This window comes from Cellulomonas sp. P2_F12 (genome assembly GCF_056403775.1).
The window spans coordinates 107,920-132,592 of the sequence record NZ_JBFUEV010000011.1 but is presented as its reverse complement, the minus strand read 5'-3'; the positions used below and the strand labels follow the sequence as shown (position 1 = coordinate 132,592).

Genomic DNA, 24,673 nt, shown 5'->3' with positions numbered 1-24,673 from the left:
TCAGCACGTGCCGGTCGTGTCGTCGACGGTGAACGCCTCTTTCCCGGGGACCTTCGTCTCGGCGGGGGTGGGCGTCGCGGCGGGCGCGGTGGCACCCGGGTCCGGCGTCGCGGTCGTCGGCGCGGTGGTCGGCGTCGCGCTGGCCGAGGGCTCCGGCTCGCCCAGGGCGGGCACGTCGTTCGCCATGTTCGACCAGACCTGCGCGGCGTCGTCGGTCCACACGACCCGGTTCGGGTCCGAGGGTGCGGGGGCCCACGGGATCGTCATGAACGTGATGTTGCCACGGCTGATGTTGCGAAGGTTGTAGGCGAGGCCGGTCATGTTGGCGATCGACATGTCGTCGTCCGTCGTCAGAGAGCTGGTCGCCGCGCTGAGGAACGCGACCAGCTTGCCCGGGTCGGTCAGCACGTCGCGGGACAGGACCTCGCGCACCATGGCCGCGACGAGCTTCTGCTGGTTGCCGATGCGGTTGGTGTCCGAGCCGTCGCCGACGCCCTTGCCCTTGCGGGCCCGGGCGTACGCCAGCGCCGTGGGGCCGTCGAGCGTCTGCATGCCCGCCTTGATGTCGAGGCCCGCGTCCGCGGAGTACATGTCGTTGTCGATGCAGACCGGCACGCCGCCGATCGCGTCGACCATCTGCTGGAACCCGGCGAAGTCGACGACGACGAAGTGGTCGATCTTGATGCCGGTGTTCTGTTGCACGGTCTTCCAGGTGCAGGCGGCCGCGGAGGCCATGTCGCCGCCGGTGTCCCAGCCGACCGCGAAGGCCGAGTTGAACATGCCGTGCGTCGCCTTGCTCGTCTTGCCGTTGGTCATCGTGCAGGACGGGATGTCGACCAGGGAGTCGCGGGGGATCGAGACGAGCTCGACGCGGGAGCGGTCGGCCGAGATGTGCAGGACCATCGTGGTGTCCGAGCGCATGCCCTCGGCCTTGCCGCCGATCTGGGCGTTCACGCCGTCGCGCTGGTCGGAGCCCAGCAGCAGGATGTTGACCGCCTGGCCGGCGTTCGGGTCGTTCGGGTCCGGCGCCTTCGACGGGGACGGTGCGGGTCCGGTGAGGGCCGAGACGTCGACCTGGTCGATGTTGCCCTGGAACTTCGCCACCGTCGCGGCGGCCCCCGCGGCGCCGAACGCGATGAGCGCGACGGTGCACAGGGCGATGCCGCGGATCACGCCGTGGGTCCGCAGACGTCGGGCGTGCCGGGCGGCACGGGGGCGCAGGACAGCGGCGTGGCGGGAGGTCACGCGACGATCGTAGGAGAGCGACCTGGCCGTGGAGCGGAGCGCGCGCAGGGGCGTGGTGGAGGATCTGTGCAGATCAGCGTCCTGCTCGGTCGGAGGGGCTCCGGGGGGCGGTCGGGCGGCCGTGTAAAGTTCGCGTCCGAGCGCGCCGGCGCCGGTGTGCGCCCTCGTCGCCCGAGCTCCGCTCGGTGCCGCCGACGGTCCCGGTCCCACGGGGCACCCGATCACCGCCTGAACCACTGAAGGGGACGCCCTGTGTCCAGACGCGCCCGCATCGTCCTCGCCGCTGTCGCCGTGCTGACGGCAGCCCTCGCGCACCTCGTGCTGCAGGCCGGGATGATGCTGCGCTGGGCCGGCTGGAACCTGTCGTCGTTCCGCAACTACTTCTGGTCGGACCAGCTGGCCTACCTGTCGATCGTCCGGAACGTCTCGCAGGGCGAGTCGTGGGGCGTCGAGCCGTTCACGCTGACCGGCAGCAACTTCTACCCCCGCGCCTGGTACATCCTGCTGGGCACGGTGGCCCGGTGGACCCACACCGACCCCGCGACCATGTGGACGCTCGGCGGGCTCGCCGCCCAGGTGCTGCTGGTCTGCGCGATCGGTGGGGCGTGCGTGCTGCTCACCCGGCGCTGGTGGGCCGGGTTCCTCGGGTTCGTGCCGTTCCTGCTGGGCACGGGCAGCTGGATGTTCGGGGCCCACGACTCGTGGATGACGCTGCTGAGCTCGCACGCCGTGCTCTGGGGACCGTTCGGCGTCCTGTTCACGCTCAACGGGGAGACCGTCGCCCTCTCGCTCGGCGGCACCGCGCTCATCGCGCTGCTGCTGGTCGCCGCCGGCCGTGTGCCGGCCCGGGCCGTGTGGCCCGTCGCGCTGGGCGCCAGCCTGCTGGTCGGCATCCTGGCGAACATCCAGACGTACTCGTTCCTGACCACCAGCTACACGCTCGTCGCCGCGACGGCGGCCATCGGGCTGGCGCGCTCGCGGTCGTGGAAGATGCTCGCGCTCACCGGCGCCCTGCTCGTCCTCGTGCTGGCGACCGGGCCGCTCGTCGCCGACGCCGTCGGGCAGCTCGCCGTGCTGGTGTACGGCATGGTGCCCGCGCTGCCGGGGCTCGTCCTGGTGCTGCGCGCGACGCGCTGGCGCGGGCTCTGGTGCCTCGCGCTCGTGGCTCTCGGGGCGCTGCCGCAGGTCGGTGCGACCGCCCTGGGCCTGGCGAACGAGGACCCGTTCCTGGTCTACCGGGAGGCGTCGTCCTCGCAGCTCGGGGTGCCGCTGGGTGCCGGGCTGTTCGCCGCGCTCGCCGTCGTTCCCGCGCTGGTGGTCGTGATCGTGGCCGGCGTCCGTCGTCGGCGCGTCGTCTGGATCGCCGTCCCGTCCGCGCTGGTCGTGCTCTGGGTGTTCCTGGCCGCCAACGACAAGTGGGGCGCCAACCAGGAGCCGTACCGGTTCTGGCTGGACCTGTACGTGCTGGTGGCCACGCTGATCGTGCCGCTGCTGGCGTGGGTGGTCGCGGACGCCCTTACGGACCGGGCGGCCGTGCGCAGCCTCGCGGACCGGCCCGTCGAGCCGGCGGCCGTCGCCCCGGTGCTCGGCCCGTGGTCCCGGCCCGGCCGGCTCGCCCTCGTCGGCGGCCTCGTCGTCTCGCTCGTGGTGGCCGGGGTGTGGAGCTACGACTTCCGGCTGTTCCGGACCTCCGTCACCGCGGCCGGCTACATCCCGCTGCAGGGCCCGGCGTACCGGGCGCAGGTCGCGCTGGCGGACCAGACCGACGGCGCCCTGGTGCTGCCCGACGCGTGCGTCGACCCGATGATCTTCAAGTCCACCTGGGGCGGACCGGTGGCGTACTACAACCGCGGGCTCGCGTGGCCGGACAACAAGGCCGACCTCGACATCGCGATCGACGCCCGCGCGCCGGGCAACCTCGACCAGGAGGCGGCGATGCGCGCCGGCATCGGCTGGATCCTGGTCGACCCGAACTGCGCGACCGACCTCACCGCGGGCCTCGACGCCCACCGCGTGGCCACCCAGGACTACGAGGGCGGCGGCAGCTGGGAGCTGTGGAAGCTCGACAAGTGAACAGAAGGGCCCGGCCGGTGGCCGGGCCCTACTGCTCTGCTCAGCGTCCGAGCTGCGCGTACTTCGCCTCGGTGGCGTCCTTCTGTGGCCGCCACCACGCCTCGTTCGCGCGGTACCAGTCGACCGTGGCCTCGAGGCCGGCCCGGAAGTTCTCGTACTGCGGCACCCAGCCGAGCTCCTCGCGCAGCTTGGTGGAGTCGATCGCGTAGCGCAGGTCGTGGCCGGGACGGTCGCTGACCAGGTCGTACGCGTCCTTCTCCAGGCCCATGATCTCGAGGATGTCCTCGACGACCGTCTTGTTGTTCTCCTCGCCGTCCGCGCCGATGAGGTAGGTCTCGCCCAGGCGGCCGCGCTCGATGATGGCCCACACCGCGCTGTTGTGGTCCTCGACGTGGATCCAGTCGCGCACGTTCTCGCCCGAGCCGTACAGCTTGGGGCGGACGCCGTCGATCACGTTGGTGATCTGGCGCGGGATGAACTTCTCCACGTGCTGGTACGGCCCGTAGTTGTTCGAGCAGTTGGAGATCGTGGCGCGCACGCCGAAGCTGCGGGCCCACGCGCGCACCAGCAGGTCCGAGGCCGCCTTGGTCGAGGAGTACGGGCTGGACGGGTTGTACGGGGTGTCCGGCGTGAACTTGGCCGGGTCGTCCAGCTCGAGGTCGCCGTAGACCTCGTCGGTGGAGATGTGGTGGTAGCGCACGTCGTGGCGGCGGACGGCCTCGAGCAGCTGGTACGTGCCGATCACGTTGGTGCGCACGAACGGCCACGGGTCGTGCAGCGAGTTGTCGTTGTGCGACTCGGCGGCGAAGTGGACCACCAGGTCGACGTCCTTGACCAGGGCGTCGACGATGTCGGGGTCCGCGATGTCGCCCTTGGCGAAGACGACACGGCCCTCGACCGGGTCCAGGCTGCGCTCGTCACCCGCGTAGGTCAGGGCGTCGAGCACCGTGACCTGGACGTCGGGGCGCTCGCGAACGGTCTGGTGAACGAAGTTGGAGCCGATGAAGCCGGCGCCGCCGGTCACGAGCAGGTGCACGACGAGTTACCTCCGAGGCGTGGGATGACGCAGCAGTCTAGCGAGCGTGGTTCGCGCGGGCGTACTCGCCCAGCCCGGCGAGCAGGCTCTGGGACGTGGCGTGGATGCCGTGCACCAGCGTGGTCATCGACCGGCGGTCGAGCTCAGGCCAGACGACCGAGCGCAGCCGCAGGTCCCGGGCCTGCTGGGTGGCCAGGGGCGAGGACGCCATCCGGACCAGCACCTTGCGGCCGAACACCCGGCGGCACTCGCCCAGCAGGTGCGCGATCGAGGCGGGCTGCTGGGAGGCGAGGATCTTGACGACGGCGCCGCCGGGCTCGGTGTCCTGCTCGACGCGGTCGAGGGCGTCGCACACCAGGGCCGCGCAGTCGTCGACGAACACGTAGTCGCGGATGGTGTCCAGCGAGACGTAGACGCCGACGGGCTCGTGCAGCAGGTTCGACAGGCAGAGCCGCGAGATCAGGCCCTGGTTCTTGGCCAGGTCCTGGCCGGGGCCGTAGAGGTTCGAGATGCGGCCCACCACCACGCGGCTGGCGGCGGCGAGCCGGGTCACCTCCGCCTCGGCGCGCAGCTTGGCGTGGCCGTACCCGCCGAGCGGGACCGGGACCGAGGCCTCGGTGAACGGCGGCAGGTCGCTCCCGCCGTACACCGCGCCGGCCGACGAGGCGAAGAACGCGCTGCGCGGCGCCGACGTCGCCAGCAGCCGGTCGACGACGCCCGCGATCGTGGCGACCTCGGCGTCGAGGATCTCGGGCGTCGCGCCGACGACCCCGGCGCCGGCGCACCAGACCAGGGACCAGTCGCCGTCCGAGTCGGCGTCGACCTGCGCGGCAGCGGCGGCGAGCGCCTCGACGGCCCGCTCGGGGTCGGACCAGGGCACGACCGGGTGCGTGATCGTCGTGCCGCGGGCCTCCAGGGCACGCCGGACCGCCGAGCCGAGCAGCCCGCCGCCCCCGACGACGAGCGCGTGCCCGGTGCTCACCGGGTGCGGGGCGCGCGCCCGAGCGGACCCGAGCCCGGGTCGCTCACGATCAGGTACGCCGGCTTGCCCATGGCCATGTTCACGGCGACGCCGATGTACTCGGCGATGATCCCCAGCGAGAAGAGGATGGCGCCGGTGCCGACGAGCACGATGACGATCAGCGACGTCCAGCCGGCGGGGACCGACTCGCCGCCGGCGATGCGCATGATCGCCAGACCGAGGGCGAACAGCAGGCCGACCGCCGCGAACGTCACGCCGAGGAAGCTCACGGCCCGCAGCCCGCGCGTGCCGCTGGACAGGACCATGCGCCAGAAGTGCGAGAGCAGCCGGCGCGTGGAGTAGCCGGACGCCCGGCCGAGCTCCTGGCGCGACGTCACCGGGCAGGTGCCGGCCTCGCCCGAGACCCAACCGAGGGCGACGTCGAGGTAGACGCCCGCGCCCGCGAACGCCGCGGTGCTGCGGGCGACCTCGCCCAGCACGAGCCGGTAGCTCTGGTACTTCGAGGTGTCGGTGCCGCCCAGGCCCAGCTCGATCAGCCGCTTGGAGCCGCGGGAGGCGGCGTTGCGGAGCGCGCCGTGCGGCGGCGGGTTGGTGGGCTGGGCGTAGACCACCGACGCCTGCTGACGCATCGCCGCGTCGAGCAGGTCGCCGATGAAGGCGGGGTCGTGCTGACCGTCCTCGTCCATGGTCAGCACCCAGTCGCCGCCGCTGGACGCCATGCCCGCGAGGGTCGCCGCGTGCTGCCCGTAGTTGCGGCTGAGCCAGAGCGTGCGGACCCAGGAGTACTTCTCACCGAGCTCGCGCATGACCGCGGGGGAGTCGTCCGGCCCGTGGTCGTGGACCAGCAGGACCTCCGCGACGACCGCGCGGTGACCGTCCGTCGTACCGAACTCCTCGGTGTACTGCTCGAGCTCCGAGACCACCTCGGTGAGGGTCTTCGCGCCCTGGTACACGGGGACGACGACCGAGAGCCGGTGCGTCGTCGACAAGGGGGAGACGGAGGGGGAGGTCACTGCAACGACTATAGTCGTGGGGCGTTGCGTGCAGGGACGCCCCCACGAGCGTCGGTCCACAGGAAGAGAGCAGGGTGCAGGAGAACACGTCAGCCACCCCCGCGGAGCCGGAGACGGAACCCCCCGCAGGGATGCACGGCGACCTCGGCCCGCTGTTCCGGCTGGTCCGCGACCGCCGGGTCGCCTTCCTCATCGTCGGCGGCATCAACACGCTGATGGGGACCTTCTGGTTCATCCTCTACCAGTCGCTGCTGGGTGACCGGTTCGGTCAGTACACGTACATGCTCAGCCTGCTCTGCGCCCACGTGTGCGCGGTGCTCACGGCGTTCGTGCTCTACCGCCGGTTCGTCTTCCGTGTCCGCGGGCACGTGTGGCTGGACCTGTGGCGGTTCGAGGTGGTGAACCTCGGCGCCCTCGGCATCAACGCGCTCGCGCTGCCGTTCGTCGTCCAGGTGGTCGGCCTGCCGCCCATCCCGGCGCAGCTGGCCGTGACGTGCGTCACCGCCCTGATCACCTACTTCGGCCACCGCGACTTCTCGTTCCGGCGCAAGCACGCGCACGACGCCGCCGCGCCGGAGCCGGTCGAGCCGCCGCCCGTCGTCGCCCCCGTCACCGCGCCCGAGAGCGCGACACCTCGAGAGGGTGTGGCATGACCCCCACCGTGTCGGTCGTCGTCCCGGCCTACAACAACGCCGAGTTCGTCGCCGAGACCGTGCGCTCGGTGCTCGGGCAGACGTACCAGGACTTCGAGCTCATCGTCGCGGACCACGCCTCGAGCGACGCCACGTGGGAGGTGCTCCAGGAGTTCGCCGACGACAGCCGGGTCCAGCTGCTGCGCACGCCCGCGGGCGGCGGCGCCAAGGCCAACTGGGACGCCGTGAGCAAGGCCGCGTCGGGCGAGCTGATCAAGCTCGTCTGCGGCGACGACGTCCTCTACCCGCAGATGCTCGAGCGTCAGGTCGCGCAGTTCGAGGACCACCCCGAGGCGCAGGTCGTGGCCTCGCGCCGGGACATCGTCGACGCGCACGGCACGGTGCTGGTCAAGGGCCGCGGGCTCGGCCGCATGAAGGGCGAGCTGTCCGGCGCGAAGGCGCTGCGCAAGTCGATCCTGGCGGGCGGCAACCTGTTCGGCGAGCCGATGTGCGTGATGCTGCGCCGCGAGACGCTCGAGCAGGTGGGCTGGTGGGACGACAGCCAGCCGTACTACATCGACCTCGGCACCTACGCGCACGCCCTGGTGCGGGGCACGTTCGTCGCCGTGCCCGAGACGCTGGCCGGCTTCCGCGTCAGCAGCTCCCAGTGGAGCGTCCGGCTGACCGACGAGCAGAGCTCGCAGGCGGCGCAGTTCCACGCCCGCGTGCACGACGCGCACCCCGACGTGGTGTCCAGGGCCGACGTGGTCGTCGGGAACGTCATGGCCCGCGTCGCCGCCCTGCGCCGGCGGCTCGCCTACGCCTGGCTCGGCCGCCGCATGCAGGCGCCCGCCGCGAGCGCCGCCACGACGACCGCGGCCTGACTCAGCCCTCGCCGAGCACGGCGGCCGACGCCTGGGCCCACCGGTCCCGCCAGTCGCCGATCGGCGTGAGGCCGGCCGCGGTGCTGGCAGCGTGGTCCAGGACCGACCACGCCGGGCGCTTCGCCGGGCGGTCTAGGGTGCCGCTGGTGGTCGCCGTGACGATCTGCGGGTCCAGCCCGCCGGCCTCGACCACGGCGCGCGCGAACTCGTACCAGGACGCCTGGCCCGCCGACGTCGCGTGGTAGGTCCCCGACGGGACGCCCGCCAGCACGGCGTCCACCGCCTGCACGGCCACGTCGCGCGTCCATGTGGGCTGGCCGACCTGGTCGTCGACCACCCCGATCGCGCCGCGCTCGCGGGCGACGCGCAGGATCGTCTTGGGGAAGCACGGGCCGCCGGCGCCGTACAGCCACGCGGTGCGCAGGATCAGGTGCCGGCCCGGTGCCTCGGCGCGCACGGCCCACTCGCCGGCCAGCTTGGTGCGGCCGTACGCGGACAGCGGGTGCGGCACGGCGTCCTCGGGGATCGGGTCCGGGGCGGCGCCCTCGACTACATAGTCGGTGGAGACGTGGACTAGGGTCGCGCCGTGGATCCGAGCGGCGCGCGCGAGGTACCCCGCGGCCAGAGCGTTGGTCGCGAAGGCCTCGGGCTCGCGCGACTCGGCGTCGTCCACGGCCGTCCAGGCGGCGCAGTTCACGATGACGTCGTGGCCTGACGTGGCCTGCTCGACCGCGGCGGCGTCGGTGACGTCCAGCGAGCGGCGGTCCGTGGTGGTCACCGCCTCGCCGCGAGCCGTCAGCACGTCCACCACGTCGGACCCGAGCATGCCGGCCGCGCCGGTCACCAGCCATCGCACCCGTACAGCGTACGGGCCCGCACGACAGAGCCTCGCCCAGAGCCCTCCGGAGGGAACACCCATGAAGGTCAGTCCGCTCGACATCGACGGGGCGTGGCTGGTCGAGCCCGTGCAGCACCGCGACGGCCGGGGCGTGTTCCTCGAGTCGTTCCGCGCGGACGTGCTGCTGCGGGAGACCGGTCGCCCCTTCCCGGTCCTGCAGACCAACACCTCCGTGTCCGACGCCGGCGTCGTGCGCGGCGTGCACTTCGCCGACGTGCCGCCGTCGCAGGCCAAGTACGTGACGTGCGTGAGCGGCGCGGTCCTCGACGTGGTCGTCGACATCCGGGTGGGCTCGCCGACGTTCGGCCGGTGGACGTCCGTGCTGCTCGACTCGGTCGACCGGCGCGCCGTGCTGCTCTCGGAGGGCCTCGGGCACGCGTTCATGGCGCTCGAGGACCAGTCGATCGTCAGCTACCTGTGCACCGCGCCGTACGCGCCGGGTCGGGAGCACGGGGTGCACCCGCTGGACCCTCAGCTCGCGATCGCGTGGCCGGACACGGACCCGTCGGGCCGACCGCTGACCCCGTCGTTCTCGGCCAAGGACGAGGCGGCGCCGACCCTGCAGGAGGCGCTCGACTCCGGCCTGCTGCCGCGGCTCGAGGACGTCCAGGCCTTCGTCGCCTCGTTGACCTGAGCCGCCCCGGGCGGCGCGTCGGCTCCCGCCAGGGACGCTGACAGGGCGATCCTGGTCCGATGCTCAGCCAGACCGCACGTGCCACTGTCGTCGCGCTCGCCGTGCTCGGGTGCGGCCTGCTGCCCGCGCAGACCGCCCAGGCCGCCCCCGTGGCGGTCGCGGTCCCGGTCGTCGCCCCCGCCGCGGCGGCTGCGCCGGACGTGTCCGTCGACGAGGTGCCGGTCGACCTGACCGAGCCGGCCGCGCCGGCGCCGGAGCCCGCCCGCGTCGTCAGCGACGTCATCGAGTCGGACACGTTCCAGACGGTGGGCGTCACGTGGGCCGCGGGCAGCGCGGTCGGGGACGTGGCGCCGCAGGTCCGGACGCGCGACGGCGACGCGTGGAGCTCCTGGGTGCCTCTGGGCACCGCGGACGAGAGCCCCGACAGCGGCACGGTCGAGGACCGGCGCCAGGTGCGGGACGGCACGCCCTCGCTCTGGGTCGGTGACGCCGACGCCGTGCAGGTCTCGCTGGTCGTCGCCCCCGACGCGGCGCCCGCCGACCTCCAGGTCACCCTCGTCGCGTCCGACCCGGTGCCGGCGAGCGCGGCGCCGCTGTCCGGCGGGCACGCGAGCGTCCCGGGCGCGGGCACCGTGCAGGCCGCCGCGCTGCCGACGGCGGTCTCGTCGCAGCCCGCCATCATCAGCCGGGCCGCCTGGGGTGCCCGTGCCCCGGCGTGCGCACCGGACGTCGCCTCGCGGCTGGTCGGTGCCGTGGTGCACCACACCGCCGACGGCGACTACGGCACGGTCGCCGACGCGATGCAGGCGCTGCGCAACGACCAGCGGTACCACATCGAGTCCCGCGGCTGGTGCGACATCGGCTACAACTTCGTCGTCGACAAGTGGGGAAACATCTACGAGGGCCGCGAGGGCTCGCTGACCAAGGCGGTCATCGGCGTGCACGCCGGCGGCTTCAACACCGCGACGGTCGGCATCTCGATGCTCGGCAACTACACCTCGCAGGCCCCCACCGGCGCGCAGCTCGACGCCGTGGCCCGGGTCGCGGCGTGGCGGCTGGGCGCCTACGGCGTCGACCCCACCGGATCGGTCACGTACTACACGCTGGGCGGGGAGAACTCGAAGTACCCCGCCGGCACGACGCTGACGCTGCCGACGATCTTCGCGCACCGGGACGTGGCCTTCACGGCATGCCCGGGCGACATCGGCTACCAGTACATGAACACGATCCGCAGCCTGGCGCGGCAGTACTGGGACGCGTACGGCGCGAGCGGGCTGGGCGCGAACCTGGTGAAGTCGGCGGCGAGCCCGTCGGTCTACCTGGCGACCGCGCACTTCAAGTACCGGCTCACGGACGTGAACGTGCTCGCCGCGTTCGCGCCGCTCGGCCCGGTCGCGGTGGTCGACCAGGGCGCGCTCGACGCCCGGACCAGCGGCGTCGAGCTCGGGCGCTTCATCCGCGACCAGTCCGGGGAGATCGATCTGGTCGACTCCGGCACGGTGCACCGCGCCGGCGACTGCGCCGAGCTCGCGGCCTGGGGGGCCAGCTGCGCGGACTTCCCGACGATGGCCCTGCCCGACCCGATGGTCGCGCTGCTGGCCCGCGGGCCCGAGCTCACCACCGCCTTCGTCACGCCGACCGGACGGCAGTTCGTCGTGTCCGGCGGGACGCGGTACGAGATCGCCGACGCCGTCGCGCTGCAGGCGTCGCCGGTCCAGCCGAACGGGGCCGCGATCACCCTCGGGGAGAACGTCGCCGACAACCTCCCGCTCGGCGCACCGATCGTGCGGACCGGGATCGTCGTCCAGGGCCGGGGCAGCGGCGCCGGCGTGCTGCTCGACCGGGCCGCCGGGCTGCGGATGTCCGCGGCCTACATCGCCACGGCGCGGATCGGCCAGGCGCTGCCGCTGCGACCGCTCGACGACGCCAGCGTGGCCCTGCTGCCCGCGCCGCGCGGCGACCTCACGGGCGTCCTGCGGGCGCCCGACGGGCGGCGGGTCGCGCTGACCATGGGCGGCTCGGTGGTCCTCGCCGCCGACCAGGTGCCGGGAGACCCCGGGGTCGCGGTCGACGCCGGGCTGATCACCGCGCTGGCCCCCGGCGGACCGGTCAACCCGCTGTTCGTCCGGTCCGTCGAGTCGACCGACCTGTTCGTGCTCGCCGCCGGCGTGAAGCGCCCGGTGCCGACGATGGAGGTGGCCTACGCCCTCGCGGCCGGATCCCCGCTGGTCGTCGCGCTGGTGCCGCAGGCCGCGCTCGACGCCGTGACGTCCGGTCCGCCGCTCCTGGCGCCGGCCACGCTGGTCAAGGTCGCCGGTGCGCCCTCTGTCTACGTCGTCGACGGGCTCTCGCGGCTCGTCCACCTCCCGTCCTTCGAGATGGCGCGCTCGGTCGGTCTCCCGACCGGGTACACCGAGATCCCGTCGGCGTCGACGACCGGGTACACGGTGGCCGCGCAGCCGCTCGGCACGATCTGGCGCTGCGGGACGCAGGACGCCGTGGCCCTCGACGGCCGGATGGCGCCGATCCCGGCCGGGATGGTCGCGAGCGGCAGCGCGCCCGCGACCACGATGGACCCGCTGACCTGCGCGCACACGCTCTCGGCGACATCCTGGACCGGCCCGGTCTTCGTCCGGGCGACCGGGTCGACCGCGCTGTTCGTGCTCGCCGGCGGCGTGAAGCGCCCGGTGCCGACGATGGCCGTCGCCTACGCGGTCGCGGCCGGCTCGCGGTTCGTCCTGGAGGAGGTGCCCGCCGCCGGGCTCGCGGCCGTGCCGACCGGCGCGACCCTGCTGGCGCCGGGCTCGCTGGTGAAGGTGACCGGCGCGGCCCCCGTGTACGTGGTCGACGGGCTGTCCGGGTTGGTGCACCTGCCCTCGTTCGACGTCGCACGGGCGGTCGGGATCTCGACGGCGTTCACCGAGGTCGCCTCCGTGACGGGCTACACCGTCGCGGCGCAGCCGCTGGGCACCCTGTGGCGCAGCGGCGGCCGGGACTACGTGGCCGTCGGCGGGAGCATGGCGCCGATCCCGGCGGGCGTCGTCGCCTCGAGCGGGGCGCCGGCGACGGCCGTCGACCCGCTGACGCTCGGCGTGGTGCCGCGCGGCGGGGCGTGGGGCGGCCCGGTGTTCGTGCGGTCCACGGGCGCGCCGGCGCTGTACGTGCTGAGCGGGGGGACGAAGCGGCCCGTGGCGACGATGGACCGCGCGTACGCGCTCGCCGCCGGCTCCGGTCTCGTCGTCGCCCTGGTGTCGCAGGCCTCGCTCGACCTCGTCCCCGCGGGCCCGGCGGCGTGACGGCCGCAGCCTGAGCGAACGGTACGCTCGCACCTGCTCGTCACCGGATCGCAGGGAGTGAAGCAGTCGTGTCCACCGTTCGCAACGTCGAGGTGAGCGGCGCCGACGGCACCGCGCCCGCCGCCGACCGGACCCCGCGCCGCAGCTGGTGGCTCGGCGACCAGGGACGCAGCGTCCTCGCCTACCTCGCCGCGGTGCTGGGCACCATCGGGTTCACGGCGTGGGCCGAGCGGCTCTGGCTCGCCGACCTGCACGTGCCGTTCCGCTACTACGGCGACGCGATCGCGGTGTCCGCGCACGTCAAGACCACGCTGCAGACCGGCTGGTACGAGTACCAGCCCCTGCTGGGCGCCCCGGCCGGGCAGAGCTATCACGACTATCCGGCGGCCGACAACCTGCACCTGCTGATCATGAAGATGATGGGCTGGGTGCTGCAGGACTGGGCCGTCACGCTCAACGTCTACTTCCTCATCGGCTTCCCGCTCGCCGCGCTCACCGGCATGGTGTTCTTCCGGGCGGTCCGCGTCGGGCGCATCTCGTCGGCCGCTCTCGCCATCCTGTTCGCGCTCGCGCCCTACCACTTCATGCGCAGCGAGGACCACCTGTTCCTGGCGTCGTACTACCCGGTCCCGCTCGGCCTGATCCTCGTCGTGCGGGTGCTGCGTGGTCAGCCGCTGTGGACCCTGAACCGGGGGAGCGTGCGCGCGGTGCTCACCAGCCCCGCGCTGGCCACGCTCGCGATCACGGCGCTGGTCTCCTCGGGCGCGTCCTACTACGGCGTGTTCATGGTCGTGCTGCTCGCCGTGTGCGGGCTCGCGTCGCTGGTGCACCGCCGCGACTGGCGACGGTTCGGCGGCGCCGTCATGGCCGGCATCGCGTTCCTGGGCTTCATCGTCACCAACATGCTCCCGGACCTCCTGTGGCAGCACAGCCACGGCGACAACGCCGGCTCGCTGGTCCGCAGCGCCGGCGACGCCGAGTTCTACGCGCTCAAGATCACGTCGTTGCTGCTGCCCCAGCCGGGCCACGCGATCTCGTTCCTCTCGACCGTGCGGGCCTGGTACGACGGGAGCTACCCCCTCGCCTCCGAGCAGCCCGTGCTCGGGGCAGTCGGCGCGTTCGGCCTGGTCGCACTCATCGCGATCGCCGTGCTGCGGGTGCTGCGCCCGATGGACAGCGTCGTGCGGGTCGGCTGGCGGCTGACCACGCTGGTCGAGCTGGCCGGCATCACGCTCATCGCGCTGCTGTTCTCGACGGTCGGCGGCCTGGCCACGATCATCTCGTTCGTCTCGCCGGTGGTGCGCGGCTGGAACCGGATGGCGATCCTCATCTCGGCCCTGACCCTCGCGGCGGTCGGCCTCATGCTCGACGGCGCCCGCGAGTGGTTCGCGCGCCGGTCCGGTGCCCGCGCGGCGACGGCGGTCGCCGCCCTCGTGGCGGTCCTGATGGTGCTCGGCGGCGTGTACGACCAGGTCGCCCCGATCCGGCGGCCCGACCACGCGGCGAACCAGGCCGCGTTCGCCGCGGACGGGGCCTGGGTCGCGGACGTCGAAGCGGAGTTCGGCGCCGGCACGATGGTCGCCCAGCTGCCGCACGCCGGCTTCCCCGAGACCGCGCCGGTCAACGGGGTCCTCGACTCCGACCAGCTGCGGCCGTTCCTGCACTCCGACACGCTGCGCTGGACCGGCGGCGGCATCAAGGGCCGCTCCGTGAGCGACTGGATGACGGTCCCCGACGTGGCCGACCCGACGACGGCGGCCGCGCTCCTCGCTGCGGCCGACGCCGGCGCCGCCGTCCTGGACCGTCAGGCGCTGGGCGACACCGCGAGCACGGTGTCGGACGCCTGGCGCGCGGCCGTCGGCGACCCCGTGGTGGTGAGCGCCGACGGGCGGTTCGAGGTCTACGACCTGCGACCCCTGCGCGCCACGCTGATCGCGACCGACGGTCAGGACCAGGTCGACGCGGCCGGGGACGGCGCCGTGCACCCGACGCTGCCGTACCCGGGCGACGGCGTGCAGGTGGGCACCGCCGACGGGGGCAGCCTCTGGGTGGGCCCCGGTGACGGGCTGGACCTGGTGCTCGACAACGCGCGGTCGGCCGAGGCGCGGGTGCGGCTCACGTTCCGGACGGACCCGAACGAGGGTCCGGTGCACGTCAGCTGGGACGGTGGCTCGCTCGACGTCACGCCCGGCGGGCTCGTGGACGCGCAGGTCCTGGCGCCGTCTGGGCACTCGACCGTCACCGTCCGGCACGTCGACCGGACCGACCTGTCGGGCATCCAGCTGTTCGGCGTGCGCACCGCGCTGCTCGACCGTCCCACCCTGACGATCCCGAGCAGCTGACCGGCGGCGACCCGCCTGCCCGGGTGCGCCGATCGCTAGGCAATCCGGGGTAGCCTGCCCGCGCACCGGCGCACGCCCGGAGCGCGACACGATGGGGGTCCGGTGATGGCGCGGCGTTCGTGGTGGGTGGCGATGATGATGGTCGTCGCCGTGCTCACGGGGGGACTCGTCGCCGTCGACGTGGCGACCGCCCCACCCTCGTCGGCAGCCGCCGCGAGCGACTTCCGTCCGGGCAACATCATCAGCGACGCCCTCTTCTTCGACGGCTCGGCGATGGGCGAGGGGGACGTCCAGGCGTTCCTCAACGTCAAGCGGCCCACCTGCACCGCCGGCTACACGTGCCTCAAGGACTACGTCACGGCGACGACCAGCCAGGCCGCCGAGGCCGGGCTCTGTGGGGCGTACACGGGCCGGGCCGCCGAGACGGCGGCGCAGGTCATCGCGCACGTCGGCGCCGCCTGCGGGATCAGCCAGAAGGTGCTGCTCGTGCTCCTGCAGAAGGAGCAGGGGCTGGTCACCGCGTCCGCGCCGACCGACGCCCGCTACCGCTCCGCCACCGGCTTCGCGTGCCCCGACTCCGCGCCCTGCGACGCGCAGTACTACGGGTTCTTCAACCAGGTGTACCGGGCCGCGCGCCAGTTCAAGAAGTACGCGCTGACCCCCCAGAACTACACGTACCGCGTCGGTCGGACGGTGAACGTCCTGTACAACCCGGACGCGGCCCGGTGCGGCAGCAGCCCGGTCTTCATCGAGAACCAGGCCACCGCCGGGCTCTACACGTACACGCCGTACCAGCCGAACGCCTCGGCGCTGGCCAACATGTACACGACCGGCGACTCGTGCTCGTCGTACGGCAACCGCAACTTCTTCCGCGAGTTCAGCGACTGGTTCGGCTCGACGCAGTTCGGCGCCAACCTGGTGAAGGCGGCGGGCGACCCGACCGTCTACCTGCTGACGATCGACGGCAAGCACCCGGTGGCGAACCCGGTGATCCTCGACTCGCTGAGCTCCCTGGGCGGGGTCGCGACGATCTCGCAGTCGGTTCTCGACATGCGCACCACGGGCGTCACGCTCGGCCGGTTCATCCGGGACCGCACCGGCACGATCTCGCTGTTCGACCGCGGCTACCTGTTCCACGTCCCGGACTGCGCGATGCTGGCCGACTGGGGCGCCGCGTGCGACAGCTACGGCTCCCTCGTGCTCTCCGACGCGCAGATGGCCGGGTTCACCTACGGCGGGCTGCTCTCGCAGTCGTACACGACCGTCGAGGGCTCGTGGTTCTACGTGCACGCGGGCAAGCGCAGCGAGGTCTTCGACGACGCGTCGCTGGCGCTCGCACCCGCCGCGCCGACGACGCCGACCACGCACCTCAACGACGCCGCCGGCTCCGACCTGCCGATCACCGCGCCCCTGGTGCGGCCGGGCGTCGTGGTGCGCAGCGCGGCCACCGGTGCCGGCGTGCTCGTGGACTCCTCCGGGTCGACCCCGGTCAGCGCGGCGCTGCTCGGGCAGACAGCCCTGACGCGGGTGCTGCCGACGCGGACGTTCGACAGCCGCAGCGTCTCCGCCATCACCACGACCGGGTCGACGCTGTCCGGCGTGGTCAAGGGCGCCGACGGGGCCCGGTACGGGCTGACCGGCTCCGGTGCGGTCCGCCTGGGCGCCGAGCTGCCGGCCTCCGTGACGGGCCCCGTGGTCTCCGCGGCCGTCCTGTCCGCGCTGGCGCCCATCACCCCGCCCGGCCCGGTGTTCGTCCGCTCGGCGCAGTCGTCGGCCCTGTTCCTGGCGACCGCCGGGACGCGCAGGCCGGTCGCCAGCATGGACACCGTCTACGCCCTCGCCGCCGGGACGCCCCTGACGGTCGTCGTGCTGGAGCAGGCGTCGCTCGACGCGATCCCGCAGGGCGGTCCGGTGCTCACGCCCGGCCGCGTCGTGAAGTCGTCGACGGGGGCCGACCTGTTCCTGGTCGACGGCCTGACCGTGACCCGGCACGTGCCGTCGTTCGCGCTGCTCGCGCAGCTCGGGCTGAGCGGCTACACCGAGGTCCCGGCCGCGTCCCTCGCCGGGTACACGGCAGCGCCCGGGCAGCTGGGCACGCTGTGGGCCTGCGGCTCCCAGAAGTACGTCGCCATCGGCGGCGCGCTGCAGCCGATCACGTCCGCGGCCGCCGACGCGACCGGCCTGGCGTTCGTGGCCACCGACCCGATGACGTGCGCGGCGGTCCCCCGATCGAGCACGCAGATCGCCGGGCCGCTGTTCGTCCGCTCCGCGCAGTCGCCGGCCCTCTACCTGGCCAGCGGCGGCAAGCGTCGAGCCGTGAGCAGCATGAGCACGGTCTACGGCCTGGCCGCCGGCGCGCCCGTCGTCATCGCGACGTTCGAGCAGGCGGCGCTGGACGCCCTCCCGCTGGGCGCTCCGGTGCTCGACCCGGGCCGGGCCGTGAAGTCCTCGACCGGCGCCGACATCTACCTGGTCGACGGCCCGTCCACCCTGCGCCACGTGCCGTCGTTCGCGGTGCTGTCCGAGCTCGGCGTCAGCGGCTACACCGAGGTGCCCGCGGCCTCGCTGACCGGGTACACCGTCGCCCCGGGGGAGCTCGGCACGCTCTGGGCCTGCGGCGCGCAGCGCTACGTCGGCACCGGCGGGTCGCTGCGACCGCTGTCGGCGCCGGCGGCGGATGCGACCGGCCTGCCGTTCGTGGCCATGGACGCCATGACCTGCGCGGCGGTGCCCCGCTCGACGCAGCAGCTCACGGGTCCGCTGTTCGTCCGCTCCGCCCAGTCTCCGGCGCTGTTCCTCGCCGCCGGCGGGACGCGTCGCCCGATCACCACCATGGACACGGCCTACGCACTGGCCGCCGGCGGCCCGGTCGTCATCGCGACCGTCGAGCAGGGCATGCTGGACGCCCTGCCCCTGGGGTCCGCCGTGCTGACGCCCGGCCGCGTGGTCAAGTCGGTGGCCGGCCCGGACGTCTTCCTCGTGGACGGCGCCTCGACGCTGCGGCACGTGCCGTCGTTCACGGTGCTCTCCGAGCTCGGTGCCGGCGCCCTGACCGAGCTTCCCGCCGCGTCGTTGACGGGCTACACCACCGCCGCCGGCCAGCTGGGCACGCTCTGGTCCTGCGGCGGGCAGGCGTACGTCGGCACCGGCGGCTCGCTGCGCCCCCTGTCGGCCGCCGCCGCGTCCGCGACGGGGCTGACCTTTGTCGTGACCGACCCGTCGACGTGCGCGGGCCTGCCCCGGGCGGCCGCGGTCCTCACGGGTCCGCTGTTCGTCCGGTCCGCGGGCTCGCCGGCGATCTACCTGGCCTCGGGCGGGCAGCGCAGGCCCGTGACCAGCATGAGCACGGTCTACGCGCTGGCGGGCGGTGGTCCCGTGGTCATCGCGACGCTCGAGCAGGCCGTGCTGGACGCCCTGCCCGTCGGCCCGGCGGTCTGACCCCGTGGCCTGAGCTGACGGCCTGAGCCGACGGCTTGAACTGACCGCCTGAGCCGACTGCTCAGCCGACGGCGACGACGGCGGAGCGGGCGATCGTGATGCTCTCGGCGATCGTCGTGGAGCAGAGCACCACGAGCACGACCGTCCCGATGCCGAGCAGGACGGCGCGGGTGCGGGACGGCCTGTCGACGTGCAGCTTGGCGAGCGCGAGCCAGGCGCAGGCGCCGAGCAGTGCCAGGCCGACGTAGCCCCAGACGACGCTCACGTAGCCCTGGCCGGGCGGCAGCTCGTTCTGCCAGCCGAGGCTGATCGCCACGAGCGCGGGCGGGGCCAGCCAGAACGCGGCGCCGAGGAAGCTGACGATCCCCAGCGCGCCCCACGTCAGGGCGGGCCTGGCGCGCACGACGCAGAGCAGGGCGACCGCGGCGGGGACACCGGCGACGACGAGCATGAGCACCGCGAGGTGGGGATCGAACTCCTGGGGCGCGACGGCGCCGGGGTACCAGACCTGCGAGAGGGGGAGCGCGGCGACGGTCTGCTTCACGTAGGTGACGAACACCCGCCACCACTCGAGGTTGATGACGTAGGCGTTGCCGACGGGCGTGCCCACCCGGCTGCGCAGGACGGCGACGATCGCCCCGATGACCGCGGTCGGCCACAGCAGCGCGGTCGACCGGCTCCACGAGCGACGGGTGAACCACACGACGAGGCAGACCACCGGCGTGAAGGTGATGACCGACTCGTAGGTGGTCAGCGCGTACGCCCACATGAGCATGGCCAGCGCGATCGACACCCAGCGCTTCCCCCGGATCAGGAGCAGCGTCGCGCCGAGGGCGAGACAGACGGTCAGGGGCAGGACGCCCGAGAAGCTGTCGAGGCCGTCGAACCACGCCCGCATCGTGATCGTGGAGCCGAGCGCGATGACGACCACGGGGACGACGAGCGCCGTCCGGGCGACGGTGGCGACCAGCCAGGCCGTGAGCGCGACCATCGTCAGGACCAGCGCCCCGATGAAGATCTTGTACGACGCGAGGGTGGGGAACACCGTGAAGATGATGAGCGTCCAGAGCGTCGAGCCGGGGAAGAACCGGCCCTCGTGGACGACCCACCAGCTGACGGTCTCGTGGAACGACTGCCACGCCGCGTGCAGGGTGGCCAGAGGCGTGTCCCGTGCGAGCTGGCCGGGCTCGAGGGCGTGGATCTTGTCGTCGGACCGGTACGGCGACGTGGTGACCGGAGCGACCGTGAGCAGCGCGATCCACAGCGTGATCGTGGACAGGACCGTGGTCCGGTGGGCGTCGAGGAACGCGAGCGCGGCGCGCCGCCGGCTCGGCACGGGGGCCGTCGACCCGTGCGCGGGTTCGCCCTCCTCGAGCGTCGTGTCGATCATGCGGTGCGTGGCTCCGGTCAGGGGATCGTGACGGTGAGCGGCTCTGACCGGGCGGTGTCCCAGACCAGTCGCGCCTCGTACGTGCCGGACGCGAGCCCGGCGGACGCGATCGTCCCCCAGGGGCACGTCGTCACGCTCGCGTCGGCGAGCGACCGGGTGGAGACGGTGGTGGTCCCGCCCGGACCGGTCAGCTCGTAGCTGCACGTGCCGCCGTCGACGATGACGCCCTGCACGTAGCCGGACATCTCCACGCCGTCGGCCTCGAGGGACGCCGCGGCGAGCACGGGGACCGCGTCGGTGGCTGGCGCGGGTGCGTCCGTCGTCGGGGTCGCGTCCGGCGCGCCCGGCGTCGCCGCGGGCGCGCTCGACGGCGTCGTGCCGGTGCCGGTCGTCGGCGTCGAGGCGACCTGGGTGCCCCCGGCGGTCGGGGTGCTGCGCGGGATGGCCGTGGGGTTGCCGCCCGTGCAGGCGGCGAGGGTCAGCGCCCCGAGGACGCCGAGCAGCGCGACCCCCCGGGCGTGGTGCGCGTTCAGCTCGCGGCCTTGGTCGCGACGATCGTGTAGTCCTGCGGACCGAACAGCACGTCGTTGAGGCGCGTGAAGCCCTCGTTGACCACGCGCGCCAGGTCGCCCAGCTGCGGCTCCGCCTTGGGCAGGTGGTAGCCGGTGGCCGGGGCGTGGAACGCCAGGTGGATGTCCCGGAAGCCGGCGCTCTCGCAGAGGAACGACGTCAGCGACGGGTGCAGGGGCCAGACGTGCGTGGGGTCGAGGATGTAGCTGTTGCCCAGGACGATCAGCGAGGCGGGGTTCGGGGTCTCCGCGACGAAGATGCCGCCCGGCCGCAGCCGGGACAGGGACAGCTGGATGAACTCGAGCAGGTAGTCGAGCTCGAGGTGCTCGAGCACGTGGGCGGAGAACACGGCACCCAGCGAGCCGGGCTCCTGGGCCCGCAGGAAGCCGAGCGCGTCGGTCTGCTCGACCACGAGGCCGCGTGCGCGGGCCTCGGCGGCCATGCCGGGCTCGGGCTCGACGCCGATGCCGTCGATCCCCGCCTCCCGCAGCGCGTCGAGGAGCTCGCCGCGGCCGCAGCCGATGTCGACCACGGGGCCGTGACCGGTGAGGATCGGGATGTACCGCTCGCGCTGCACGCGAAGGATCTCGTCCGGCTCGCCGCGGAAGCGGCCCTCGAACCCGACGTAGTCGAAGCCCGCGGAGTGGGCGTCCGCGTCCGGCTCGACGGTCGTGGCCACCGGTGCCTCGGTCGGCGCCGTCGGCGCGGGCGTGCCGGCCGGCGGCAGCGGGGGAGCGCCCTCGGGGGCGACGAGCGCGGAGTTCACGCGCGAGTCGAGCACCCGCAGGCGGCGGTCGAGCGAGTGCAGCTGCTCGCGCTGCTCCGCCAGCCGGATCGCGGCGGCGTGGATGCCCGCGCCGGGTGCGATCGCGTCGCCGAGCGCCTCGAAACGACGCACCACGTCGCCGAAGTCGGCCTTCTGGAGTGTCTGGTTGATCTCGTTGGCCTGCAGGCGCTGCTGCATCAGGGCGAGGTCGACCCGGCCGCCGGCGGCGTCGAACAAGCGGCGCTCGAGCTCGTCGATCCGGCGGTTCGCCTCGTCGAGGGCGTGCCGCTGGCTCTCGGTGCCCCGCAGCCCGCGCTGCAGCACGGGCTGGATCCGGTTGAGGGCCGGGCGCGCCACGCGACCGACCGACGACCGGACCTTGCGCTTGAGCGACACGGGGGCCGGGGCGACGGGCGGCGCGGGCCGGGCCTCCACCACAGGCTGCTGGTCGGTGACGGTGCGCAACGCCTGCGTCGCGCCGGAACGAAGCTCGGGGGGGAGCGTCATGACGTACTCCTGAGGGTGTCGAGCACGCTGCTCGCGCGGTGACGGACCACACTGTCCGCCGGCGTGCCGAGGAGATCGAGGGGTTGGGCGAAGCCGTCACGCGGACGGTGCCGTCCGGCGGTCCCGAGGATCTCCTCGAGCTGCAGGACGACGTGGTCCGGGCTGTGCTCGCGCGTGTACAGCGCGCGGCAGGCCTGAGCGTGCTCGGCGAGGGCGGCGGGGTCGGCCAGCAGCCGCTCCGCCTCCTCGTCCGAGGTGGCGGACGCTCTCTCCTTCGGGAGGGGGAGGTCGAGCTCGCGAGCGAGCTCCACCGGAGCCACGACGGGTGCCCCCCATGCCGCGCCGAGCACGGCTGTCGTGGCGTCGTCCGTCACGAGGACGCTGGCGAGCGCCACGGCGGTGACCGCCGTGGCCTCTTCCACCGGCTCGTGGTCCCACGACCACGCACCGGCGACGTGTCGGGTGACCGCGCGCGCGCCCTCGAGCCCACGCGCGCGGCGGATCCGCGAACGCGTGAACGGGGCGACGGGGCGGGCGGCGCCGTGGGCCTCCTGCGGCCCGAGCGCGAGAACGGGGGCGCTGACCTGCGCGCGGACCTCGCGGGCGACGTCCGGGGCGGCGATCACGACCGTCGCCGCGGCGACCGCCGGCGCGGACAGGTCGGTCGCGGCGTCGACCCACACGGTCGTGCGCTCGCCGAAGGGACCGGGCGCCTCGGCGGTCCGGACCACGGTGTCGAACCGGCCTCCATCGACCACAGCACGCACATCGGCACGCTCGGCCAGTCGCGTGAGCGCGGCGCGCAGATCGTCCCCGACCGGCGCACGGGTGGCGATGCCGATACGCAGACGGTTCATGCGAGCAGCTGCTCGACGACCGCCGGCCAGGACAGCTCGGCGGCCCGTCGGCGGCCCTCCATACCCATCTCGGCGGCGGCGGCCTTGTCCGAGGAGAGCCGGTCGATGGCGTCGGCGAGACCCTCGGGCGTGCCGTCGGTGACCAGGCCGGTGACGCCGTCCTCGACCCACTCGAGCACGCCGCCCGCGTCCTGCGACGTGATGACGGGCTTGCCCGCCAGGAACGCCTGCAGGGTCACGTAGCCGTAGTCCTCGTCGTGCGGGTCGTAGATCACGCCCAGCGAGTCGGCGAACAGGTCCACCAGCGCCTCGTCGGTGACGAACCCGGGCAGCTCGACCCGGTCGGCCAGGTCGTGCTTCTCCACCTGCTGCGCCAGCTGCGCGGCCATGGAGCCGCGGCCGGCGACGACCGCGCGCACGCCCGAGGTCACGTACGGCATCGCCGCGACGATCCGCTCCGGGCGCTTGTTGGCCTCGAGCCGGGTGGGCGTGAAGACGTAGTCGCCGTACTCGCCGGTGCGCAGGTCCTCCGACAGGGGCGGCGGGTGGTAGAGCGTCACGCCCTCGAGCCCGTTGTACCGGGCGAGGCGGTCGGCCACCACGTCGGAGATCGTGTGGATGCGCTGCGCCTCGAGGAGCGCGTTGGTGTCCCACTCGGTCAGCTGGCGCTGGATCTCGAGCGACTCGTCGTCCAGGCCCATGTCCGACCAGGCGGCGTCCGCACCGTCGTACGCGCCCCGGTGCTGGTGGAACAGCCAGACGATCTTGCGCGGGTGGCGCGCGTAGTACGAGGGGAAGTTGGTGGTGATGACCGCGTCGGCGTCCATCGGGAGCATCCGCCAGGCGAGCGGGGCGTCGAACACCCGCTCCTTCTCCCACGCCGTCGGCAGGTGGACCAGCTCGGCGCGGTGTCCGTTCTCCTGCAGTGCACGGACGAGGTTGGCCGTCGCGAGCTCAGCCCCTCCACGCACGAAGGGCACCTGGGCGCCGCACACGATCACATCCATCGGGGTGGTTCCTCGTTCCGGTCGGCGGTCCAGCGGCGCGCTACATGCTAGCCGCCCGCGACCACCCGCCCGGAGCCGCGGGTGTGGCTGTCCCGGTACGCTCTGACGTTCGTGAGCAACTGCAGGAACGCCCGATGAGCGGACTCGAGCAAGCCTTGGGGGCCGACGCCGCGCCGGAGGACCGGCGACGTCACGTGTCGGGCGAGATGACGCGGGTGTTCTCGCAGGCCCGGTGGTTCCACGGATTCTGGGCGGACGTGCGCGAGGTCGTCCACTACCGCGAGCTTCTCGGCAACCTTGTCCGCAAGGAGCTCAAGGTCAAGTACAAGGACTCGTTCCTCGGCTTCTTCTGGACCCTCGTCCGCCCCCTGCTGCAGCTGATCGTCTACTCGGTCGCCATCGGCTTCTTCCTGGGGTCCGGCAAGACGATCCCCGAGTTCGGCGTCTACCTCTTCACCGGCCTGCTGGCCTGGTCGCTGTTCACCGACATCATCGGCGGGTCTACCGGCTCGATCATCAGCAACGCGGGCCTGGTCAAGAAGGTCTACATGCCGCGCGAGCTGTTCCCGCTCTCGGTCGTCGGCGCCTCCGCGGTGAACTTCGCCATCCAGCTCGTGGTCCTCCTCGCTGCGTACGTGGTGACCGGGTCCTGGCCGGCTCCGAGCAACCTGCTCCTCGTCCCGCTGGCGCTGCTCACCCTGATCCTCTTCGCGACGTCGCTGGGCCTGATGCTTGCGGCCGCGAACGTGTTCCTGCGCGACGTGCAGTACCTGGTCGAGGTCGGCCTGTTGCTGTGGTTCTGGATGACGCCGATCGTCTACGACTGGACGAAGGTGCAGTCGACGCTGACCGAGGCCGGGTACCCCTGGCTGTTCGACGTGTACATGCTCAACCCGATGGCGAACGTGGTGCTGGCGTTCCAGCGCGCGCTGTGGCCGGGCGGGCTGACCGAGCAGGGCGCGCCGTTCTACTACGACGGCCCCCTGGCAGTCCGGCTCCTGGCCATCAGCGGCGCGAGCCTCGTCCTCCTGTGGTTCGCCCAGCGCGTGTTCGCGCGGGCCCAGGGCAACTTCGCACAGGAGCTGTGACAGTGAGCGACATCA

General features: G+C 73.2%; 18 protein-coding genes. 8 read left to right on the top strand and 10 right to left on the bottom strand.

Annotated elements, in window-relative coordinates:
• The gene (locus tag AC1DWH_RS18790; RefSeq protein WP_477094972.1) at positions 1 to 1,245 is read right to left on the bottom strand and encodes an LCP family protein; all 1,245 of its coding nucleotides are present in this window, start codon (positions 1,243 to 1,245) and stop codon (positions 1 to 3) included.
• A gap of 252 nt (positions 1,246 to 1,497) precedes the next feature.
• Between AC1DWH_RS18790 and AC1DWH_RS18785 the strand changes: the two genes are divergently transcribed.
• Positions 1,498 to 3,318, top strand: coding sequence for a hypothetical protein (locus AC1DWH_RS18785; RefSeq protein WP_477094971.1), 1,821 nt, complete (start codon positions 1,498 to 1,500; stop codon positions 3,316 to 3,318).
• A 40-nt stretch (positions 3,319 to 3,358) separates the two neighbouring features.
• Here AC1DWH_RS18785 and rfbB read toward each other — a convergent pair whose 3' ends face one another.
• From rfbB to AC1DWH_RS18770, 3 genes are read right to left on the bottom strand one after another with little or no spacing between them, the layout of a single operon-like run.
• Positions 3,359 to 4,354: a dTDP-glucose 4,6-dehydratase gene (rfbB, locus tag AC1DWH_RS18780; RefSeq protein ID WP_477094970.1), complete on the bottom strand. Its 996-nt coding sequence runs from the start codon at positions 4,352 to 4,354 to the stop codon at positions 3,359 to 3,361.
• Between the two features lie 37 nt (positions 4,355 to 4,391).
• Positions 4,392 to 5,336, bottom strand: a complete 945-nt coding sequence (locus AC1DWH_RS18775) for an NAD-dependent epimerase/dehydratase family protein (RefSeq protein ID WP_477094969.1) — start codon at positions 5,334 to 5,336, stop codon at positions 4,392 to 4,394.
• Positions 5,333 to 6,349: a glycosyltransferase gene (locus AC1DWH_RS18770; RefSeq protein WP_477094968.1), complete on the bottom strand. Its 1,017-nt coding sequence runs from the start codon at positions 6,347 to 6,349 to the stop codon at positions 5,333 to 5,335. The genes AC1DWH_RS18775 and AC1DWH_RS18770 overlap by 4 nt, the downstream gene beginning before the upstream one ends.
• A gap of 74 nt (positions 6,350 to 6,423) precedes the next feature.
• Between AC1DWH_RS18770 and AC1DWH_RS18765 the strand changes: the two genes are divergently transcribed.
• The gene (locus tag AC1DWH_RS18765; RefSeq protein WP_477094967.1) at positions 6,424 to 7,002 is read left to right on the top strand and encodes a GtrA family protein; all 579 of its coding nucleotides are present in this window, start codon (positions 6,424 to 6,426) and stop codon (positions 7,000 to 7,002) included.
• A complete protein-coding gene (locus AC1DWH_RS18760; protein ID WP_477094966.1) occupies positions 6,999 to 7,865 on the top strand; it encodes a glycosyltransferase family 2 protein in 867 nt (288 codons plus the stop codon). The genes AC1DWH_RS18765 and AC1DWH_RS18760 overlap by 4 nt, the downstream gene beginning before the upstream one ends.
• 1 nt (position 7,866) lies before the next feature.
• Here AC1DWH_RS18760 and rfbD read toward each other — a convergent pair whose 3' ends face one another.
• Positions 7,867 to 8,721, bottom strand: a complete 855-nt coding sequence (rfbD, locus tag AC1DWH_RS18755; RefSeq protein ID WP_477094965.1) for a dTDP-4-dehydrorhamnose reductase — start codon at positions 8,719 to 8,721, stop codon at positions 7,867 to 7,869.
• Between the two features lie 61 nt (positions 8,722 to 8,782).
• Here rfbD and AC1DWH_RS18750 point away from each other — a divergent pair, with 61 nt between their 5' ends.
• From AC1DWH_RS18750 to AC1DWH_RS18735, 4 genes are all read left to right on the top strand, one after another.
• Entirely contained in the window at positions 8,783 to 9,397 is a 615-nt protein-coding gene (locus AC1DWH_RS18750) for a dTDP-4-dehydrorhamnose 3,5-epimerase family protein (protein ID WP_456847210.1), read from the top strand.
• Between the two features lie 59 nt (positions 9,398 to 9,456).
• Positions 9,457 to 12,693: a peptidoglycan recognition protein family protein gene (locus AC1DWH_RS18745; protein ID WP_477094964.1), complete on the top strand. Its 3,237-nt coding sequence runs from the start codon at positions 9,457 to 9,459 to the stop codon at positions 12,691 to 12,693.
• 68 nt (positions 12,694 to 12,761) lie between these two features.
• Complete coding sequence (locus tag AC1DWH_RS18740; RefSeq protein WP_477094963.1) at positions 12,762 to 15,035, top strand: hypothetical protein; 2,274 nt, start codon at positions 12,762 to 12,764, stop codon at positions 15,033 to 15,035.
• Positions 15,036 to 15,140: 105 nt separating this feature from the next.
• Entirely contained in the window at positions 15,141 to 18,473 is a 3,333-nt protein-coding gene (locus AC1DWH_RS18735; RefSeq protein ID WP_477094962.1) for a hypothetical protein, read from the top strand.
• A gap of 61 nt (positions 18,474 to 18,534) precedes the next feature.
• Here the strand turns inward: AC1DWH_RS18735 and AC1DWH_RS18730 are convergent, their stop codons facing one another.
• The 5 genes from AC1DWH_RS18730 to AC1DWH_RS18710 all read right to left on the bottom strand — a co-directional run bounded on the left by AC1DWH_RS18730 (position 18,535) and on the right by AC1DWH_RS18710 (position 23,570).
• On the bottom strand, positions 18,535 to 19,863 hold the full coding sequence (locus tag AC1DWH_RS18730; RefSeq protein WP_477094961.1) for a hypothetical protein: 1,329 nt from the start codon (positions 19,861 to 19,863) through the stop codon (positions 18,535 to 18,537).
• Positions 19,864 to 19,880: 17 nt separating this feature from the next.
• Entirely contained in the window at positions 19,881 to 20,147 is a 267-nt protein-coding gene (locus AC1DWH_RS18725; protein ID WP_477094960.1) for a hypothetical protein, read from the bottom strand.
• Between the two features lie 245 nt (positions 20,148 to 20,392).
• Complete coding sequence (locus AC1DWH_RS18720; protein ID WP_477094959.1) at positions 20,393 to 21,706, bottom strand: class I SAM-dependent methyltransferase; 1,314 nt, start codon at positions 21,704 to 21,706, stop codon at positions 20,393 to 20,395.
• Entirely contained in the window at positions 21,703 to 22,563 is an 861-nt protein-coding gene (locus AC1DWH_RS18715; RefSeq protein WP_477094958.1) for a hypothetical protein, read from the bottom strand. The genes AC1DWH_RS18720 and AC1DWH_RS18715 overlap by 4 nt, the downstream gene beginning before the upstream one ends.
• Complete coding sequence (locus AC1DWH_RS18710) at positions 22,560 to 23,570, bottom strand: glycosyltransferase family 4 protein (RefSeq protein ID WP_477094957.1); 1,011 nt, start codon at positions 23,568 to 23,570, stop codon at positions 22,560 to 22,562. Before AC1DWH_RS18710 ends, AC1DWH_RS18715 begins: the two co-directional genes overlap by 4 nt.
• A 134-nt stretch (positions 23,571 to 23,704) precedes the next feature.
• On the opposite strand from AC1DWH_RS18710, the gene AC1DWH_RS18705 reads away from it, so the two are divergent.
• Positions 23,705 to 24,658 (top strand): ABC transporter permease, encoded by a 954-nt coding sequence (locus tag AC1DWH_RS18705; protein WP_477094956.1) that lies wholly within the window; start codon positions 23,705 to 23,707, stop codon positions 24,656 to 24,658.
• Positions 24,659 to 24,673: the final 15 nt, after the last annotated feature.